The sequence below is a fragment of the Halomonas sp. GXIMD04776 genome (assembly GCF_049808615.1).
GTDB lineage: Bacteria > Pseudomonadota > Gammaproteobacteria > Pseudomonadales > Halomonadaceae > Modicisalibacter.
Map to the genome: position 1 here is coordinate 72,121 of NZ_JBNCAN010000005.1, position 18,401 is coordinate 90,521.

The window sequence follows — 18,401 nt, forward strand, 5'->3', positions numbered from 1 at the left end:
TGCTAACGATCATGCTCTCCATCTCATCGGAGTGTCAATGAGAGGCGGAGAGACTTGTCGCTTAAACCTGAGATCAAAGCCCGATGCGATGCGCTCGATCGGTGAAGAAGATGCCGCTGGGCGATCCCGCGGGTAGCGTCGCCAATTCCTCGAACGTTTCGGTGTCGTAGACCTTGATATGATCGCTGTCCCGAGCGGAGATCCAGACATTTTCACCGCGCGGGGTGAACTCCATGTGCAGTATCGACTTGCCCGGTGCCAGGGTCTTGATGACCTCGCCGCTCCGGGTATCGATGACCTGAACCACATCGTTATCAGGATGCGCGAAGTTGACCCATACCTGGCGCTCGTCGGGGCGACTCATCACGAACACGGGTTGTCCATGAACCGGAATTCGCTTGGCCAGTGACCAGTCGTTAGTATTCGCTACCAGCACTTCATGACGACCTACTGCCGGGAAAAAGGCTTGATCCCCGGCCAGGGCCCAGCCTTCCAGATGCGGCATCTTGTATACGGGCAGACGTTTCTCGCCGCGGCCATAGTCCGGCAGGATGCGCTCGACCCCTTTCTCGGGATGCCATAAATCGAGTAGCGCCAGGCCATCCTCGCCGAACAACCCTGCGATGTAGTAGCGCCCATTGGGGCTGATCAAGGAGTCATAGGGCTGCTTGCCGATATCCGTGTAGCGCTGTATTTCAGGTTCGGCAGTCGTCATATCCAGCGTCCATATTTCTCCGGCATCAAACAGACTGAAGACGAAATTGTTCCCCGGAACATCCACGAGTCCCACGGTTTTGGAACGCTGACTATTGCCGTTCTCGTCCTGATAAGTGGCAGGAATATCCGCGACCAGCTGCAGATTTTTACTCTCGAAAATCTTCACACCACCGGGCTCGTAGTTGGCGACTGCGACATAATGACCATCCTGGGAAATTGCTCCCCCAATGCTGTTGCCGGACTGGATGACCCGCTCGGTAATCTCACCGGTGAGTAGGTCGACCTTGCTCAGACCGCCATCACGACCGAAAACGAAAGCGTAGCGCGCATCCCGCGAGAACTTGACCGAAGCGTGAGAGAGATCGCCGAGGCCTTCGATACGATCGATGATCTTTCGCTCACTGGTATCGACCAAAGCCAGGCTGCCGGTGGCGCGCTCCACGACCACGCCAAGATCGCCGGTACCGCGTAGCTCAGAGGTGGAATTCAGCGACTGACAGCCGGCTAGAAGGATGAAGACGCTGCCTAGCAGCAATGGCTTGAGAGACTTGAGAGGAGATGTCAATTGCATCGATTTATTCCATGATTTTTTGCGAAAGGCTTGATGTGAAAAGGCTCGGCGTCAAGAAACTCAACGTAAGGTGGAATTATCGTGCTTGAGCTGTTCCGCGATCCAGGCCGCATCCTCTTCCGTGAGTAGGTCCGACCATCCCGGCATGGCGGTACCCGGTACGCCATACAGGATGATGCCGGTAATGGCCTCGGCGCTGTAACGTTCCATTCGCTCCGGCAGCAGAGAAGGGCCGAGTCCACCTCGCAAGGTCATGCCGTGACAAGAACCGCAGTCTTGATAGAGCAGAGTATCGAGTTCGGCCTGCCGGTTCGGCCCCGGCTCCGCAGCGGCAAACAGGGGCAGAAGGCCTAGCGTTATCAGGAAAGACCAGTGGCGATAGGTCATGAAAGGTCTCGTAAGCGCGGTATTTAAAAGAAGTGTTTTTTGAGAATGTTTGCAGTGTTACATCGGCTAACCGAGTGAACCTTGACCTTGATCAATATCATCAGACATGAGGGCTGCCAGGATAATCTCGGTATATGAGAGGAGTGTCCAAGACAGATGTCGATTTGAATTTCACTCCAGTAATGTACCTATAAAGAGGTAGTCTGAATACATTTTATGTAGTCAAGTCAACCTCTCTGCCGGCTCTTTATAAAGGCAGGAGACGCAACTAAACCTCTAACCTTCAATAGCCAAAACAGCCAAACAAGACAATACCCAGGCGGCAAAAACAGTTCTTAACGAGCATGAATGGAGGGGAAAGATGAAATCCACGAGGGGATATCTCAAACCGTTGGTCGTGGCGGTCGCCGCGGCCATGCTGGGCGCCGGCGGCTTCGTCATTGCCCAGGATGACGTGGAGCAAGAAGCCAAACAAGAGGCCAAGCAGGAGCATGGCGGCGATGCCGCTGAGCAAGCTTACCGGGGAGCCGGCGGTTCGCCGCTCAAACCGGGAGACGCCAAAATGGTGACCACGCCTGGTGCACCGGACATGACTCAGGAGAGTTTCAACAAGGCCACCGAAATCTACTTCCAGCGCTGTGCCGGTTGTCATGGGGTATTGAGAAAAGGCGCAACCGGCAAGCCGCTGACCACTGACATCACCCAGGAACGTGGCATCGAGTATCTCAAGGCATTCATTACCTACGGTTCACCGGCGGGCATGCCCAACTGGGGTACTTCGGGTGACTTGACTGATGATGAAGTCGAGATGATGGCCAAGTACGTCATGCACGAGCCGCCGGTACCGCCGGAATTCGGCATGGACAAGATGAAAGAGTCCTGGGAAGTCATGGTGCCTCCGGAGGAGCGACCCACCGAGCAGATGAACGATCTGGAACTCGAGAACCTGTTCTCCGTGACCCTGCGCGACTCCGGTCAGATCGCCTTGATCGACGGTGATAGCAAGGAAATCGTCAAGGTGTTGGAGACCGGCTACGCGGTGCATATCTCGCGCATGTCCGCCTCCGGTCGCTATCTGTTTGTCATTGGGCGTGATGCTGTCATCGACATGGTTGATCTGTGGATGGAGGAACCCACCACCGTGGCCAAGATCAAGATCGGCCTCGAAGCCCGGTCTGTGGAGACCTCCAAGTTCAAAGGCTACGAGGACAAGTACGCCATTGCCGGGGCTTACTGGCCGCCCCAGTACGTGATCATGGATGGCGAGACCCTGGAGCCGAAGAAAATTGTCAGCACCCGCGGCATGACCGTGGACGAGCAGGTCTATCACCCGGAACCCCGGGTAGCGGCCATCGTTGCCTCTCATGAGCATCCGGAGTTCATCGTCAACGTCAAGGAAACCGGCAAGATCCAGCTGGTCAATTACGAAGATCTCGAGGCAGTGAATATCGTCGAGATCGAGGCGGCGCGCTTCCTGCACGACGGCGGCTGGGACAGCTCCATGCGCTACTTCCTGACCGCCGCCAACGAGTCCAACAAGATCGTGGTCATCGATGCCAAGGATCGCGAATTGGAAGCCATCGTCGACGTGGGCAAGATTCCGCACCCCGGGCGTGGCGCCAACTTCGAGGACCCCGAGCACGGGCCGGTCTGGGCCACAAGCCACCTGGGTGATAACAGCATCTCGCTGATCGGTACCGATCCGGAAGGGCATGAGGACAAGGCCTGGAAGGTGGTGCGGACTCTGGAAGGTCAGGGCGGCGGTTCGCTGTTCATCAAGACCCATCCGGAATCCAGCAACCTCTATGTCGATACCCCGCTGAATCCGACCGAAGACCTCAGCCAGAGTGTGGCGGTCTACGATATCGACAACCTTGATGCGGGCTACGAGGTGCTGCCGATCGCCGAATGGGCGGACCTGGGTGAAGGGCCCAAGCGCGTGGTGCAGCCGGAGTATAACAAGGCCGGCGACGAGGTGTGGTTCTCGGTCTGGAACGGCATGGAGCAGGAATCCGCGCTGGTGGTGGTCGACGACAAGACCCGCAAGCTCAAGAAGGTCATCAAGGATGAACGACTGGTCACACCGACCGGGAAGTTCAACGTCTACAACACCCAGCATGATGTTTATTAAGGAAATCCTCCAGCAACAGAGAGGGACGGGCCGCAAGGCCCGTCCTACCAACACCAACAGTGAGCTGTGCCGATGCCTCAACTGATCCGCCGACTCGATGACCGGGACCGCCGTCTGATCGATACGTACCAGCGCGGCTTTCCTGTCTGCGAGCGTCCTTATGCCGTCATGGCCGATGAATTGGGCCTGACTGAGAGCGAACTGCTCGAGCGTCTGGAACGTTTGCAGACACTCGGCGTACTGAGTCGGGTGGGGCCTGTCTTCGAGCACACCAGGGCCGGTGCCAGTCTGTTGGCCGCCGTATCAGTGCCTGAAACACAGCGCGAGGCATGTGCAGAGCTCATCAATCGTGCTCCCGGGGTGAATCACAACTATGCCCGGGAGCATGACTACAACCTATGGTTCGTCATGACCGCCGCCGACGAGGAGCAACTCGACAGGCGGCTCGATCATCTGGAAGCCGAACTCGGTCGACCGCTGCTGCGGCTGCCGATGCTCGAGGGCTTTCATATCGATCTGAGTTTTCCCATTCCTTGGAATGAGCTGGAGATGGCATGACCAATATCGCGCTGAGAAGCAGGGAACAAGTCCCCATTCTGGACTCTATCCAAGAGAGCGAGCAGCAGCTGCGGGCGCTGATCGAGAAAGGGCTACCCTTGACGCCACGGCCCTGGAAGATCCTGGCTGAGCAGTGCGGCATGAACGAAGCGCAGGTCATGGCCACGATTGAGCATTGGCAGTCGGAAGGCTTGATCAAGCGCCTGGGCCTGGTGATCAAGCATCGTCCCCTGGGCATCAAGGCGAACGCCATGGTGGTGTGGAACGTGCCGGACGATCAAGTCGTGGTCTTGGGTCGGCGTCTAGCCGCGGAGCCCGCCGTGACCCTGTGCTACCGCCGTCCACGCCAGTTGCCCGACTGGCCTTACAATCTGTTCTGCATGATTCACGGCACCCAGCGTTCACGGGTATTGGCCGAACTCGATGCCATCGTGACGCGCCAGTCGCTCGAGGCGATACCTCACCAGGTACTGTTCAGTACGCATGCCTATCGCCAGCATGGCGCGCGCTATATCAGTGAATGAACCGACGGGCGAACAAGGGAAGCGATCCATGTCAGCGTCAATAGCAGCCAAACACGACATTGCCGAGCTGGATAATCTTGATCGTCGGATCATCAATCGTCTCCAGGATGGCCTGCCGATCGTCGAGGCACCTTTTGCGGCGGTCGCCGACGAGTTGGAGAGCGATGAACAAGTTTTGCTCGAGAGACTAGCGGGGCTCAGGGAAAGCGGCGTGCTCAGTCGCTTCGGCCCCATGTATCACGCTGAGCGATTGGGGGGCGGGCTGACCCTGGCTGCGATGGCCATCCCGGAAATCTACTTCGAAACCACCGCTGAGTTGGTCAATGCCTTTCCTGAGGTCGCCCACAATTATCGCCGCGAACATCGCCTCAATATGTGGTTCGTGCTGGCGACCGAGACCCCCGAACGCATCGCCGAGGTGATCGCCGCGATCGAAGCCGATACCGGCTATCCGGTCTACAACATGCCCAAGCAGGAAGAATTCCATGTCCGACTCCACCTGCCGGTCTGAGGCACTCGTAGACACCGTGCTCGATGAGCACGATCGTGCCATCGTCCTGGCGACCCAGTCTGGCCTCCCACTGGTCTCCGACCCCTGGACGGCGGTAGGCCAGGAGGTAGGGTTGAGCGCCGAGGAAGTTCGCCGGCGCATGCAGCGCATGCAGGAGATGGGTGTGATCCGACGTATCGCCGCGGTGCCCAACCATTACCGGCTCGGTTACGTGGCCAACGGCATGAGCGTGTGGGACGTCGAGGATGTCGACGTCGATCGACTGGGGCGCGAGGTTGCGCGACACCCCGGCGTCAGCCACTGCTATCGCCGCCCACGGCATCTACCCGAGTGGCCTTACAACCTGTTCGCGATGCTACATGGTCGCTCCCGAGAAGACGTCGAACGTCAAGCCGATGAGCTTGCTGCGTTACTGGGCGGCGCCTGCCGGGATCACCGTATTCTCTACAGCTCGCGCATTCTCAAGAAGACCGGTCTGCGCCTGGCCGAACGTGTCGAGTCAAGCTCGAGCCGCACCTGACGAGGAGAACCTCATGTTTCGAGTAACCCGCTATATCAAGTCCCTACTCGAGCCGACGCCTCTCGGTCCGGCACGAAAGCCACCCGGGCCGGTGGTGATCTGGAATCTGATTCGCCGTTGTAACCTGACCTGCAAGCACTGCTATACGGTGTCTGCGGACATCGACTTCAAGGGCGAGCTTTCCACCCAGGAAGTTCTCTCCGTGATGGAGGATCTCAAGGGATTTCGTGTGCCGGCGCTGATCCTGTCCGGCGGCGAGCCGCTGATGCGCCCGGATATCTTCGAGATCTCCCGTCACGCCAAGTCGCTGGGCCTGTATACCGGGCTTTCCACCAACGGCACCCTGATCACTGAAGACAATATCGCCGAGATCGCCGCCGCCGGTTATGACTATGTGGGCATCAGTATCGATGGGCTGGAGGATACCCACGACGAATTCCGTCGCCGCAAAGGAGCTTTTCGCGAGTCCATGCATGCCGTGGCGCTATGCAAGGCTCATGGTATCAAGGTTGGGTTGCGTACCACTCTGACCCAGCATAACTATGAAGAGCTTCCGCGTATTTTCGAGCTGCTCGACGAGCACGACATCGACAAGTTCTATCTGTCACATCTCAACTACGGCGGCCGCGGTCATCGCCACCGCAAGCAGGACGCCTGGTATCAGATGACACGAGACGCCATGACATTCTTGTTCGATCACTGCCGCAACGAACTCGAGCGCGGTGTCGAGCGGGAATACGTTACCGGCAACAACGATGCGGATGGCCCCTTCCTTCTGCAGTGGGCCGAGCAGCATTTCCCCGGTCAGGCGGATACGTTGCGTCAGCGCCTGGAACAGTGGGGCGGTAACGCCTCGGGCGAGAACATCGCCAACATCGACAATCTTGGAGTGGTGCACCCGGATACCTTCTGGTGGGATCACTCGCTGGGCAATGTGCGCGATAAACCGTTTTCCGAGATCTGGCGCGATACCCAGGACCCGTTGATGCTGGGCATGCGTCAGCGCCCGCGTCCGGTCAAGGGGCGTTGCGGCGAGTGCCAGCATCTGGCGATCTGCAACGGTAATACCCGGGTGCGCGCCTGGAAAGTCAGCGGTGATCCCTGGGAAGAAGATCCGGGCTGCTACCTGACCAACGAAGAGATCGGCGTCGTCGGGCATGACCGACGCATCAGCGCACCGGCGGACGCCATTCAAGCCGTCGAGCTTTAATTTAATAAAAAAGAACGTGACAATGCCGGGGAGAGGCACCATGACGACCACACAAACGCGACGTTTCTGCTATCACCTGACCGAAGCCCCTCTGGCACCGGGCGAGGTCGCCATCGTCGGTGCCGGACCTGGCGACCCAGGGCTTCTGACCCTGCGTGCCCTGTCGCTCCTGCAGCAGGCCGAGTGCCTGGTGTTCGATCGCCTGGTCTCTCAGGATGTTCTGGCCATGGCTCCGCCCAGCGCCCAGTCCTACTACGTGGGCAAGGCGTCGCGTTGCCACGCCATGACTCAGGAACAGACCAACGCCCTGATGGTGAAACTGTCCCGGGAGGGCAAGCGTGTCGTCCGCTTGAAAGGCGGCGATCCGTTCATCTTCGGTCGCGGGGGCGAGGAAGCCGAGTACCTGATCGATCATCAGGTGGCCTTTCGTGTGGTGCCGGGCATTACCTCGGCTTCGGGGTGTTCCACCTATGCGGGCTTCCCGCTGACCCATCGCGATCATGCCCAGAGCGTGACCTTCGTGACCGGGCACTGCAAGGGTGACAACTGCCTGGGCCTCAACTGGGATGCGCTGGCGGCACCGCATCAGACCGTGGTGTTTTACATGGGACTGGCCAACGCTGCGCTGATCAGCCGTGAACTGATGCAGCGGGGCCTGCCCGGGTCGCATCCAGTGGCCCTGGTGGAGCGGGGCACCACCCATGACCAGCGCCAGGTGTTAACCTCCCTGAATGAATTGGTCGAGACCATCGCTCGGGAAGACTTCAAGCCACCTACCTTGATCGTGGTGGGCGAGGTGGTGCGCCTGATGGATACCCTGGACGTCGTTCAGCCGCAGCAGGTCAATGCCGAAACCCATGAAATCGTAGGGGCCGTGGCATGGTAAGACCCAGTCGCGGACGTGGATTGCTGGCGGTAGCGCTACTGGTGTCACTGCCGGTAGTGGCGGGAGAGGCGCCCCGAGAGAGTGCAGACAGCCAGGCGCTCTATCAGACGCATTGCGCTAGCTGTCATGGCATCGATCGGTTGGGCGGCATGGGGCCGGCGCTGCTGCCGGGCAATCTATCGCGGCTCAAGCAGGATGAGGCTATCGCAGTGATTCGGGAAGGCCGCCCGGCGACCCAGATGATGGGCTTCGAAGACGTGTTGTCTTCTGCCGAAAGCGAAGCACTGGCGAAATGGATCTATACGCCACCGGATACCCCGCCGACCTGGAACATGGCGGACATCAAGCAAAGCCAGGTGGTCATGCATCCTTTTGGGTCTTTGCCTGATGAGCCCACCTTCGATGCCGACCCCATGAACCTGTTCCTGGTGGTGGAGACCGGCGATCATCACGTCAGTCTGCTCGATGGCGACACCTTCGATCGCATCGACCGCTTCCCGAGTCGCTACGCCCTGCACGGTGGGCCCAAATACACCCCGGACGGACGCTATGTCTTCTTCGGCTCCCGGGATGGCTGGATCAGCAAGTACGATATTTACAACCAGGAAATGGTCGCGGAGGTGCGCGCCGGCATCAATATGCGCAATATCGCGGTCTCAGGGGATGGCCGTTATGTGATGGCCGCCAACTACCTACCCCATACGCTGGTATTGTTCGATGCCCATAATCTGGACCCGATGAAGGCCTACCCGGTCAGCGATGCCAGCGGCGCGACTTCCCGGGTCAGTGCGGTCTACGCTGCACCGCCTAGAGGTAGCTTCATCGCCGCCCTGAAGGACATCAAGGAAGTCTGGGAAATTCCCTGGCCCGTACCGACCTCACCAGTGGTTTCCACCGGCCACATGAAGGAACCCATCGAGGCCCTGCGCAGCCATGACACCCCCAACTTCGATGTACGTCGTATCACGGTGCCGGATTATCTCGACGACTTCTTCTTCGATCCAGAGTATCGCCATCTCATCGGCGCCGCCCGAGGCGGCCAGGGCGCCATGGTGATCGATCTCGACAGCGGCGATAACGTTGCCGACCTGCCTCTGGCCGGTATGCCGCATCTGGGCTCGGGCGTCAGCTGGATGCTGGATGGGCGCCGGGTAATGGCGATCCCGCACCTGACCAAGGGCGCCGTCTCGATCATCGACATGAGCGACTGGTCGCTGATCAAGACCCTCGAGACCGCAGGCCCGGGCTTCTTCATGCGTAGTCATGAAAATTCACCCTATGCCTGGGTGGACGTCTTCTTCGGCCCCAACCACGACAAGGTGCATGTGATCGACAAGCAGAGTCTGGAGATCGTCGAGACGTTGACACCGGCACCGGGCAAGGTCGCCGCCCACGTCGAGTTCGATCGCGATGGCGAAAAACTGCTGCTCAGCATCTGGGACCGGGATGGCGCGGTCATCGTCTACGACGCCAAGACCCTGAAGGAGCTTCAGCGCATCCCCATGGACAAGCCCTCGGGCAAGTACAACGTCTGGAACAAGACACAGTATGAGGAGGGGACGAGCCACTGAGCAAGACGCTGGCTTGAAGCGGCCGAGGGCTGTTTAGCCACGACGCTTGTCGGTCATGATAAGAAGTATTTATAATGCATTTTAAAGCCGCTTCCCTCGAGAATCCCCCATGAATGAAAGAAGCCTTGCCCAGCCCACTCAATTGACCCGCCTCATGCCGCTGTGGCGGCTGGCGTTTCGCCCGCTGTTTTTGCTGGGTACCTTGTTCAGCCTGCTGGCCATGCTGGTGTGGGGCGGCTTCTGGCACGGCGCGATACTGCTCGAACCCCTGGGTGGCATGATCTGGTGGCATCAACACGAGATGCTGTTTGGCTTCGTGATCGCTATCGTCAGCGGCTTTCTGCTCACCGCGGTACAGAACTGGACCGGTCAGCCGAGTATCAAGGGCTGGCCGCTGCTTGGTCTGGTCATGCTGTGGCTCGCCGGGCGTCTATTGCTGGCCTTTCCCCAGGCCCTGGGAAATCTCGACCCGCTGGTGATTGCCTTGGTTGATCTTGCGTTTCTACCAATAGTGGCATTGATCATGGCGCGTCTGGTGATCCGCGTGAAGCAGTGGCGCAACCTGATTTTCCTTCCGGTGCTGACGATGCTGTTCGTGGCCAATGCCTTGATGCACGCCGGCGTACTGTACGGCGATGGCGAATGGGTGCGCCAAGGCGCCTACCTGGCGGTGTTGTTGATCAGTCAGTTGATGGTCATTCTCGGTGGCCGGGTCATTCCTTTTTTCACCTCCCTGCGTTTGCAGCGTCAGAAACCCCAGCCGATCCCGATGTTGGAAAAGCTCGCCATCGGCAGCGTTGTTGCGCTGGTAGTGATTCTGCTATTGGGGGTTGTGGGACCAGAGGTGCCAGCTGTTGTTACTGCCGTCATCGCCTTGCTGGCGGGTGGTGCCAACCTGCTGCGCCTGGCACGCTGGGAAGGGTGGCGCGCCACGCACGAACCGCTGTTATGGGGGCTTCATGCCAGTTACGGTTTCGTTGCGCTTGGATTTTTGATGTACGGTCTGAGCCATCTAGAAGTGCTGCCCGCCACCCTGGCGATTCACGCCCTGACCGTGGGCGGCATGAGCACCATGATTCTCGCCATGATCTCCCGGGTATCGCTGGGGCACACCGGACGACCCATCGAAACCCTGCCGGGAATTGGTCTGGCCCTTGGCCTGATGCTGGCCGCCGCTGTCTTCCGTGCGCTGATACCGGCTTTATGGCCTCAGGTCACCCATTGGATGCTGAGCTCGAGCATCCTGCTGTGGTGCCTTGCCTATGCCACGTTCCTGATGCTCTACACCAAGCCGTTGCTCAGTGCCCGGGTGGATGGCAAGGAGGGGTAGGACCATAATCGGTTCTCATTTTTGATATCGTGATCTGGACAACATGAGCACTATCACACAGGAAGTTCCTGCCTTCGCCGTGCCTGAACTTCTCTCTCCGGCGGGCACGTTTGAACACATGCGTTACGCCTTCGCCTACGGCGCCGATGCGGTCTACGCCGGCCAGCCGCGTTATTCGCTGCGGGTGCGCAACAACGATTTCGATCTCGCCAATCTGCGTCGCGGCATCGAGGAGGCCCATACTCGAGGCAAAGCGTTCTATGTCGCCTCGAACATCGCGCCCCATAACGCCAAGCTCAAGACCTACCTGCGCGACATGGAGCCGGTCATCGAGGCCGGCCCGGACGCGCTGATCATGTCCGACCCGGGGCTGATCATGATGGTACGCGAGCGCTGGCCGGAGCAGACTGTCCATCTCTCGGTTCAGGCCAACGTGGTCAATCATGCCGCGGCGCGCTTCTGGCAGCGACACGGCATCCGCCGCATCATTCTTTCCCGGGAGCTTTCCCTGGATGAGATCGGCGAGATCCGCCGCGAGTGTCCCGATCTAGAGATCGAGACCTTCGTGCATGGTGCCCTGTGCATCGCCTACTCGGGGCGCTGCCTGCTATCGGGCTACTTCAACCGCCGCGACCCCAACCAAGGCACTTGCACCAACGCCTGTCGCTGGAAGTACAACACCCTGGCGGCGGTGTCCGACGACACCGGCGATCTCAAGCCCGCCCAGGCGGCCCTGATCGAGGACGCGACACGCCCCGGCGAGCTGATGCCCATCGACGAGGATGAGCACGGCACCTACATCATGAACTCCAAGGACCTGCGCGCCGTACAGCATGTGGCGCGATTGGTCGAGATGGGCGTGACTTCGCTGAAGATCGAGGGGCGCACCAAGTCGCACTATTATGTGGCGCGCACTGCTCAGGTCTATCGCCGCGCCATCGACGACGCCCTGGCCGGGCGGCCCTTCGACATGACCTTGATGGACGAACTCGAAAATCTGGCCAATCGTGGCTACACGGAGGGTTTTTATCGCCGTCATGTACACGACGAGTACCAGAACTACGAGCGCGGACACTCCATCGGCGTGCACCAGCAGTTCGTCGGCGAGGTGATCGATTACGATGCAAGCCGGGGCTGGTTGGAGGTCGACGTCAAGAATCGCTTTACCTTGGGCGACTCTCTGGAATTGATGCTACCCGGCGGCAACCATCATTTCACCCTCGAGGCGCTGGAGAATACGCGCGGAGAGACAATCGAGGTGGCGCCGGGTTCCGGGCATGTGGTGCGTCTGCCCCTTCCAGGCGATGCCATCGACCCGGAGCAGGCAGCATTCGGGCTCTTGTTGCGGGATATTCGTTAGCTACCTATTGTACCTGCGACAACCTGTCGGATGGACGAAGTAGAGTGCACATCAGGTAGTATGAAGATACATATAAAAAGCATCATTTCGCCACTTGGCAGCAAGGGTTGCTCACGCTGAGCCAACAAGGGAGGAGACCATGAGAGATACACCATCGGCCGATTGGGACCCACGGGCACCGGACGTTCTTGGCGATCAGATCAAGGCCTACGATGGGATGCGGAAGCGGTGCCCCGTTGCGTACAGCGACTATCTTCAGTGGTCGCTTTTCCGCCATGAGGATGTGATGCGGGCGCTCACGGATCACGAGACGTTCAGTAATACCGCCTCGCGCCATCTTTCCATTCCCAATGCCATGGACCCACCGGAGCATACGCCTTATCGGCGTATCGTCGAAAAGTATTTCACGGAAGAGCACATCCGCGAGTTCGAGCCGATATGTCGGGCCAATACGGCGTCGCTGTTCGATGACTTGCCTCAAGATAGTGAAGTGGAAGTGATGAGCGCACTCGCCCAGCCCTTCGCCGTGCGCAACCAATGCGCCTTCATGGGCTGGCCCGACAGCTTGCGTGAGCCGCTGCGCCAATGGATCGGCAAGAACCATCAAGCCACTCGGGCCGGGGATCGCCAGGGCATGGCCAAGATCGCCCTCGAGTTCGACGGCTACATCAGCGAACAGCTCATCGCCCGCCGGGAGGCCGGGGAGGCGGCCCCGGCGGATGCCACGACTCGGCTATTGCACGAAAAGGTAGAAGGTCAGTGGCTGAGCGATGAGGAGATCGTCAGCATCATTCGCAACTGGACCGTCGGTGAGCTGGGGACCATCGCCGCGAGCGTGGGTATTTTGATCCATTACTTGGCCGAGCATCCCGAGCTACAAGAGGCGCTTCGCCAGGGGAGTGAGGACCTCTCCGACGCCATTGATGAAATACTGCGCATTCACGCGCCGCTGATTTCCAATCGCCGCGTGACCACCCGGCCAGTGACGATCGGCGGGCGCGAGATACCCGCCGGCGAGCGGCTTTCCCTGATCTGGGCCTCCGCCAACCGGGACGAAGCGGTCTTTGGCGACCCCGATGACTTCCAGCCCCAGCGTAACCGCGACAAGAATCTGCTGTATGGCGCCGGCCTGCATGTTTGCCCCGGCGCGCCCCTGGCAAGGCTGGAGTTGCAGGTGTTAATGGAAACCCTGCTGGCGAAGACCCGACATATCGAACTGGCACCCGATGCGACATCGAAACGCGCGCAGTTCCCGGCCAGCGGCTTTGCGTCGTTACCCGTCAGAATACAGCGCAGCTGAAGACATGACAGAAACGGAAGGTACGTCCGGCGATGACCCCCGTCTTTGCTGATTGACGTACCTAAACGCCCTTTCAGAAGATCCGGCTCAAATAGGGCCGCGCTCGTCGCACCATGCTGCGCAGCAAACCGACGAAGGTTATCGCCCAGACCAGCAGGGACACATACAGGAAAATCTTCGGAATGATCCCCAGAAACCCGAACTCCATTGCCCGGGTCATCTGTTCGGTGGCGGCGGCGTACATGCCCAGCGGAAATACCGCCCCCCAGTACGACGGATCGTATTCCAGCGGAAAGCGCTTGATCACATAACGCCAGATGCCCAGCAGCAGAAGCATCGGAACCCACCAGGTCCCGGTGGCCCAGTAGAACACAGTGAAGCCCTTGAGAAACGGCAGTAACGATTCCAGATAAGGCGCGTCTGGGCTGTTGGCAATGAGCAGCGAGCCCGCCAATGTCGAGATGGCCATCGCCCCCATGCTGATCCAGAAGGGGGGTGTCAGATCGCTCGGTGAAAAAGGGAAGAAGTAGTAGCGATAGAAGATCAGCGCGATCATCCAGATATAAAGCATGCCGCCCCATAGCCACATCGACAGCGCCAGAAAGTTCAGCTCCAGTCGATAGGGCTGCGGCCAGTCGGCGGCGATATGAGCGCTGAGCACGGCAACCGCCTGGGTTGCCACCACGGTGAGCAGCCAAGCGCCGTTGATACCCTCCTGCAGGGGCGGCTTGTGCTTCTTGACGGCGAACACGGTAAAAAAGGTGTAGGTCAGCCCGACCCATAGCACGCTGGTCAGGATCCATAGCGCCAGGGCGGCAGTGTAGGCGTGCGCCAGCACGACGAACTGACTGCCGAGTACGGCGGAACTGGCCACCCAGGTGAAATAGCCCGGGCCGCGCGCGTGGTCCAGCATGTCGGCCACGAGTCGCTGGGGAAACCAATAAAGACGCAGACCGTGCAACAGCCACAGTAGGACATAGGCCACGCCGTTGAGGTAGAACAGCAAGCGGGCCACCAGCGTTAGCCCTAGCATGTGTGCCGCCATTGAGATGATCCCGGTCGCCATGACCATCGCAAAATAGGACGGTGGAAGGTCCCAAACGGCGGCCCTGAGCAGGGTGGGCTGGCATGTCTCGTCAGCCATTGATCTTGACCGTCTGGATGTCATGGCAGGCAGGTAACGCGCCGGTGCGTCGCATGCCGCTTCTCATTCCGATTCTCCCTAATGGAACCCAAGTCGATGCTCACACGACTTGGGTCATTCTTGAAAGTACAGGGTATCCTGAAGATAGTCAGTGCGATGCAGTGACGGCCATGATCTCGACGCCAGGTTCTTTCATGACAATCAGGTCAGGCAATGAGCCATCCGGTGGCCTCGAGGGGCTTTTAACCGAGCAGGATGGCGATCAAGGACAATCCCGTTAGAGCAACCGCGTCGGCTAGCAGGATACGCCCGAGAATGGCGCTCTCGGAAGGCCTCCTCTTTTCGACATGGGAGTTTTTCGATTCGACCGCCGTGGTGTGGGCGACCTGGGCGGCCATCATTACCTTTGGAATCGCCGCCATGATGGCCAGCGAAGCGCCGACGTTCTGGAGCGCGACCATGGACATGACGGGATAGCCTATGGCGCTAGCGATCTGTGCCTGGATCGAGACGAACATTGCACTGGCGCCGATGTTTGAACCGGTTAGAAAACCGCCAAGTGCACCCAGCCAAGACGCCATGAGCGGATAGGCCGGTCCCAGCCATGACGCCCCGGTGGCGAGTGCGTCGCTCATACCGCTGGTCACCAGCAACACGCCTAGCATCAGAAAGACGACGGTCGTCAAAGCGACCGATTTCCACTGGTGTAGGACAGGAATGATCAATTGGCTTGCGCGCGGGTAGCCAAGACGCAATAGAAGAGGGGACATGGCACAGGTGATCAATAGCCATGTCGCCGGACTGGATGCGATTCGTTCTATGCTCCCGATGAGATCGAGAGCGCCAAGCGCGCGGGTGGCCAGCAGACCTGAAACGAGTACGCCATAGGGCGCCATATCGCTTACAAGCGTGCACTCCTTATCTTTAGGCACATCGACGCGACGACCCGCCCAGAGTAGCAGGATGGCGATCGCGAATAGACTGCCCAGTACCCCCGCCAGGGGCGTGCCGATGATGTAATTGACACTCCAGACGCCGAACCATAGCGCACCTGCCATGATCAATAAATCAAGCCAGCTGCGCTGGAGCGCCGATCGCCCGAGCCCGAAGCCAAGCGCGGCCGCGCCCATCACCACAAAGACGATGCCCGAAAGTTCCGCGCTGGCCAGTCCCAGACGCTGGAAATCGATGCCCGCCAAGCGTGCTGCCACGAGTGTACCGGGTGCCAGCGAACCCCAGGGTACGATAACCAAGCCGAGCAGGCCGCACACTGCCGCTCGCAGTGGCGGCAGGCCAATCTGCAATAACAGCGGAATCCCGACAATTGCGCCGACACCGAATCCCGTCACCGATTCCGCGAACGGAACCACGCCGAGCACGATGAGTAGCAGCGCGCGCTCTGGCCTTCTAACTCGCGAGATCAAGGCGTCACCAAGCCGCGCTTGGCTACCGGCTGTCGTCAATAATCGATTGAGCAGCAGACCGCCGAAGAGGATCAGCGTCACTTCGACCATGACGTCGACCATCGCGAACTCGGCAGCGACGACTTGATCGATCGGGGTGGGAAACATCAGCACGGTGACGGCCAGCCCGCAACTCAACGCGGCGATGGCTGCATAGGGAGCCGATATTCGACATGCCATCAAGACCAGCGCGGTCAATATCGGCGTTGCCGCCCACAAACTGTTCACCCCCGGGCACCGAATTCATCATGTCGTAAGCGTAGGGATGATGGGCACATCGTTGTATTCCTTGAACAAAGAATAAAACTAATTCATAGAGAAAATAGTACGAAAAGAAAAGGCCGTGTCTCTTCTGATGATCGGTCGGCCGCGATAACTTGCGCTATCCTCGAAGACACAAGACGCTTCGAAGATAAGATAGCGAGATGTGGTGAGGGACATGGTTACCTCGACTATACGTTTTTCGTGACAAGCAGGTAAGGCAATGACGTATCCGTCCGGGCGCACGCTGTCTGAACTCGAACACAATCTCGCAGCCGTGCAGCACCGCATAGTTGTTGCCTGCCGCCGCGTAAACCGCGATCCCATTGAAGTGCGTCTGTTACCGGTGAGCAAGACCGTGGATGAGGAATACCTGCGGCTCGCCTATCAGGCGGGCTGCCGCGAACTCGGTGAAAACAAGGTGCAGGAGGCGCAGCGCAAGGCTGAAGCCCTGGCGGATCTTCCGGATCTGCGCTGGTCGGTGATCGGGCATCTGCAGACCAACAAGGCCAAGCATGTGGCACGTTTTGCCAGTGAGTTTCAGGCACTCGACAGCCTGCGGGTGGCCGAGGCGCTACAGCGACGCCTCGAAATCGAGGATCGTACCCTGGAGGTTCTGGTTCAGATCAACACCTCGAACGAACCCAGCAAGTTCGGGCTGGCGCCGGATGAGGCGGCAGCGTTCATTCACGAGCTGCCGACATTTTCTCGCCTGCGGGTGAAAGGCTTGATGACTCTGGCGATCTTCTCGGATGATCCGACCCGGGTCCGGCCCTGTTTCGTTCGGCTGCGGCAATTGCGCGATCGCTTGCGCGAGCAACTGCCGGCCGGCATCGACATGGACACGCTTTCCATGGGGATGTCCGGCGATTTCGAACTGGCGATTGAAGAAGGCGCCACGGTGGTACGCGTGGGGCAGGCGATTTTCGGCCCACGCGCACTGTCCGACAGCTACTACTGGCCGGATGCCGATGCCGGTCAGGACAAGTCTGGATGAAGCGTCCATAGTCAAACCATCGCATCAACCTAGCATGTTATTCATTGAATGGTGACGGCTATTCCCATCATGGATCGATAGCGAGACATTGAGCCGCATCAAGGCAATTTCGCACAAAGCGCCTAGGCTAGAGCTGTCGGAGATATTAAGTGACAGCCATGTGACGATCCAGGAGAGTGACATGTTTGCATTGAATGATCAGGTCGCGATCGTGACCGGTGGTGCCAAAGGCATCGGCAAGGGGATTGCCGGCGTGTTGGCCAAGGCAGGGGCGCAGGTGGTGATCGCCGATATCGATGCGGAAGCAGGTAAGCAAACTGCAGAAGCATTGGGCACGGCCTTCGAGCCGCTGGACGTGACCGATCGGGAGGCCTGCCAGCGTGTGGTCGAGGCGGTAATAGAACGTCACGGCCGAGTGGATACTCTCTGCTCCAATACCGGTATTTTTCCCCAGGCCACCGTGGATGCCATGACCCTGGAAGACTGGGAGCAGATGATGGCGGTGAATCTGCGCGGTACCTTCTTCATGGTACAGGCGGTACTACCTGCCATGCGCAAGCGCAGCTATGGCCGCATCGTGATCACGTCCTCCATTACTGGCGCCATCACCGGCTATCCCGGCTGGGCCCACTACGGAGCCAGCAAGGCGGGGCAACTCGGCTTCATGCGCTCCGCAGCGCTCGAGTGCGCCAAGGAAGGCATCACGATCAACGCGGTGATGCCAGGCAATATCCGCACGGAAGGGCTGGAAGCCCAGGGCGAAAGCTATCTGAAGGAGATGGCGGCCTCGGTGCCCACGAAGACGCTGGGTGAGCCCGAGGACATCGGCCATGCCGCCTGCTTTCTGGCGTCACCGGAAGCCCGGTTTATTACCGGCCAGACGATAATCGTCGATGGTGGCCAGATCTTACCTGAATCCTTCGAAGCGGTGCTGTAAGGCCTGTCAGTGGCATGGGTCCA

Annotated in this window: 17 protein-coding genes; 13 read left to right on the top strand and 4 right to left on the bottom strand. The window is 59.3% G+C overall.

What is annotated here, in order from left to right; genetic code table 11:
- Positions 1 to 73: 73 nt before the first annotated feature.
- Both ACPF7Z_RS04645 and ACPF7Z_RS04650 read right to left on the bottom strand, forming a co-directional pair.
- Positions 74 to 1,288, bottom strand: coding sequence for a cytochrome D1 domain-containing protein (locus tag ACPF7Z_RS04645; protein ID WP_425192011.1), 1,215 nt, complete (start codon positions 1,286 to 1,288; stop codon positions 74 to 76).
- Positions 1,289 to 1,348: 60 nt separating this feature from the next.
- Complete coding sequence (locus ACPF7Z_RS04650) at positions 1,349 to 1,675, bottom strand: c-type cytochrome (protein ID WP_425192012.1); 327 nt, start codon at positions 1,673 to 1,675, stop codon at positions 1,349 to 1,351.
- A 361-nt stretch (positions 1,676 to 2,036) separates the two neighbouring features.
- On the opposite strand from ACPF7Z_RS04650, the gene ACPF7Z_RS04655 reads away from it, so the two are divergent.
- The 11 genes from ACPF7Z_RS04655 to ACPF7Z_RS04705 all read left to right on the top strand — a co-directional run bounded on the left by ACPF7Z_RS04655 (position 2,037) and on the right by ACPF7Z_RS04705 (position 13,576).
- Positions 2,037 to 3,806 (top strand): cytochrome D1 domain-containing protein, encoded by a 1,770-nt coding sequence (locus ACPF7Z_RS04655; protein WP_425192013.1) that lies wholly within the window; start codon positions 2,037 to 2,039, stop codon positions 3,804 to 3,806.
- A gap of 72 nt (positions 3,807 to 3,878) precedes the next feature.
- Entirely contained in the window at positions 3,879 to 4,364 is a 486-nt protein-coding gene (locus ACPF7Z_RS04660; protein WP_425192014.1) for an AsnC family transcriptional regulator, read from the top strand.
- Entirely contained in the window at positions 4,361 to 4,888 is a 528-nt protein-coding gene (locus ACPF7Z_RS04665; RefSeq protein WP_425192015.1) for an AsnC family protein, read from the top strand. Before ACPF7Z_RS04660 ends, ACPF7Z_RS04665 begins: the two co-directional genes overlap by 4 nt.
- Before the next feature lie 28 nt (positions 4,889 to 4,916).
- Entirely contained in the window at positions 4,917 to 5,399 is a 483-nt protein-coding gene (locus ACPF7Z_RS04670; protein ID WP_425192016.1) for an Lrp/AsnC family transcriptional regulator, read from the top strand.
- Complete coding sequence (locus ACPF7Z_RS04675) at positions 5,374 to 5,919, top strand: AsnC family transcriptional regulator (RefSeq protein ID WP_425192017.1); 546 nt, start codon at positions 5,374 to 5,376, stop codon at positions 5,917 to 5,919. The genes ACPF7Z_RS04670 and ACPF7Z_RS04675 overlap by 26 nt, the downstream gene beginning before the upstream one ends.
- A 13-nt stretch (positions 5,920 to 5,932) precedes the next feature.
- Positions 5,933 to 7,129 (top strand): heme d1 biosynthesis radical SAM protein NirJ, encoded by a 1,197-nt coding sequence (gene nirJ, locus ACPF7Z_RS04680; protein ID WP_425192018.1) that lies wholly within the window; start codon positions 5,933 to 5,935, stop codon positions 7,127 to 7,129.
- A gap of 40 nt (positions 7,130 to 7,169) precedes the next feature.
- On the top strand, positions 7,170 to 8,015 hold the full coding sequence (gene cobA, locus ACPF7Z_RS04685) for a uroporphyrinogen-III C-methyltransferase (RefSeq protein ID WP_425192019.1): 846 nt from the start codon (positions 7,170 to 7,172) through the stop codon (positions 8,013 to 8,015).
- Entirely contained in the window at positions 8,009 to 9,586 is a 1,578-nt protein-coding gene (locus tag ACPF7Z_RS04690; protein WP_425192020.1) for a cytochrome D1 domain-containing protein, read from the top strand. The genes cobA and ACPF7Z_RS04690 overlap by 7 nt, the downstream gene beginning before the upstream one ends.
- 109 nt (positions 9,587 to 9,695) lie before the next feature.
- Positions 9,696 to 10,916 (top strand): NnrS family protein, encoded by a 1,221-nt coding sequence (locus tag ACPF7Z_RS04695; RefSeq protein WP_425192021.1) that lies wholly within the window; start codon positions 9,696 to 9,698, stop codon positions 10,914 to 10,916.
- Positions 10,917 to 10,959: 43 nt separating this feature from the next.
- Entirely contained in the window at positions 10,960 to 12,276 is a 1,317-nt protein-coding gene (gene yegQ / locus ACPF7Z_RS04700) for a tRNA 5-hydroxyuridine modification protein YegQ (protein ID WP_425192023.1), read from the top strand.
- A 139-nt stretch (positions 12,277 to 12,415) separates the two neighbouring features.
- Entirely contained in the window at positions 12,416 to 13,576 is a 1,161-nt protein-coding gene (locus tag ACPF7Z_RS04705) for a cytochrome P450 (protein ID WP_425192025.1), read from the top strand.
- Positions 13,577 to 13,649: 73 nt separating this feature from the next.
- Here the strand turns inward: ACPF7Z_RS04705 and ACPF7Z_RS04710 are convergent, their stop codons facing one another.
- Positions 13,650 to 14,744, bottom strand: coding sequence for a tellurite resistance/C4-dicarboxylate transporter family protein (locus tag ACPF7Z_RS04710; RefSeq protein WP_425192026.1), 1,095 nt, complete (start codon positions 14,742 to 14,744; stop codon positions 13,650 to 13,652).
- A gap of 218 nt (positions 14,745 to 14,962) precedes the next feature.
- Positions 14,963 to 16,411: an L-lactate permease gene (locus ACPF7Z_RS04715; protein WP_425192027.1), complete on the bottom strand. Its 1,449-nt coding sequence runs from the start codon at positions 16,409 to 16,411 to the stop codon at positions 14,963 to 14,965.
- 256 nt (positions 16,412 to 16,667) lie between these two features.
- On the opposite strand from ACPF7Z_RS04715, the gene ACPF7Z_RS04720 reads away from it, so the two are divergent.
- Positions 16,668 to 17,441 (top strand): YggS family pyridoxal phosphate-dependent enzyme, encoded by a 774-nt coding sequence (locus ACPF7Z_RS04720; protein WP_425192028.1) that lies wholly within the window; start codon positions 16,668 to 16,670, stop codon positions 17,439 to 17,441.
- Positions 17,442 to 17,622: 181 nt separating this feature from the next.
- Positions 17,623 to 18,378: a 3-oxoacyl-ACP reductase FabG gene (gene fabG, locus ACPF7Z_RS04725; protein WP_425192029.1), complete on the top strand. Its 756-nt coding sequence runs from the start codon at positions 17,623 to 17,625 to the stop codon at positions 18,376 to 18,378.
- Positions 18,379 to 18,401: the final 23 nt, after the last annotated feature.

Bases quoted from the DNA above. Each gene is read 5' to 3' on its own strand.
- ACPF7Z_RS04645 (WP_425192011.1), bottom strand. From the start codon at position 1,288: ATGCAATTGACATCTCCTCTCAAGTCTCTCAAGCCATTGCTGCTAGGC.
- ACPF7Z_RS04650 (WP_425192012.1), bottom strand. From the start codon at position 1,675: ATGACCTATCGCCACTGGTCTTTCCTGATAACGCTAGGCCTTCTGCCC.
- ACPF7Z_RS04655 (WP_425192013.1), top strand. From the start codon at position 2,037: ATGAAATCCACGAGGGGATATCTCAAACCGTTGGTCGTGGCGGTCGCC.
- ACPF7Z_RS04660 (WP_425192014.1), top strand. From the start codon at position 3,879: ATGCCTCAACTGATCCGCCGACTCGATGACCGGGACCGCCGTCTGATC.
- ACPF7Z_RS04665 (WP_425192015.1), top strand. From the start codon at position 4,361: ATGACCAATATCGCGCTGAGAAGCAGGGAACAAGTCCCCATTCTGGAC.
- ACPF7Z_RS04670 (WP_425192016.1), top strand. From the start codon at position 4,917: ATGTCAGCGTCAATAGCAGCCAAACACGACATTGCCGAGCTGGATAAT.
- ACPF7Z_RS04675 (WP_425192017.1), top strand. From the start codon at position 5,374: ATGTCCGACTCCACCTGCCGGTCTGAGGCACTCGTAGACACCGTGCTC.
- nirJ (WP_425192018.1), top strand. From the start codon at position 5,933: ATGTTTCGAGTAACCCGCTATATCAAGTCCCTACTCGAGCCGACGCCT.
- cobA (WP_425192019.1), top strand. From the start codon at position 7,170: ATGACGACCACACAAACGCGACGTTTCTGCTATCACCTGACCGAAGCC.
- ACPF7Z_RS04690 (WP_425192020.1), top strand. From the start codon at position 8,009: ATGGTAAGACCCAGTCGCGGACGTGGATTGCTGGCGGTAGCGCTACTG.
- ACPF7Z_RS04695 (WP_425192021.1), top strand. From the start codon at position 9,696: ATGAATGAAAGAAGCCTTGCCCAGCCCACTCAATTGACCCGCCTCATG.
- yegQ (WP_425192023.1), top strand. From the start codon at position 10,960: ATGAGCACTATCACACAGGAAGTTCCTGCCTTCGCCGTGCCTGAACTT.
- ACPF7Z_RS04705 (WP_425192025.1), top strand. From the start codon at position 12,416: ATGAGAGATACACCATCGGCCGATTGGGACCCACGGGCACCGGACGTT.
- ACPF7Z_RS04710 (WP_425192026.1), bottom strand. From the start codon at position 14,744: ATGACATCCAGACGGTCAAGATCAATGGCTGACGAGACATGCCAGCCC.
- ACPF7Z_RS04720 (WP_425192028.1), top strand. From the start codon at position 16,668: ATGACGTATCCGTCCGGGCGCACGCTGTCTGAACTCGAACACAATCTC.
- fabG (WP_425192029.1), top strand. From the start codon at position 17,623: ATGTTTGCATTGAATGATCAGGTCGCGATCGTGACCGGTGGTGCCAAA.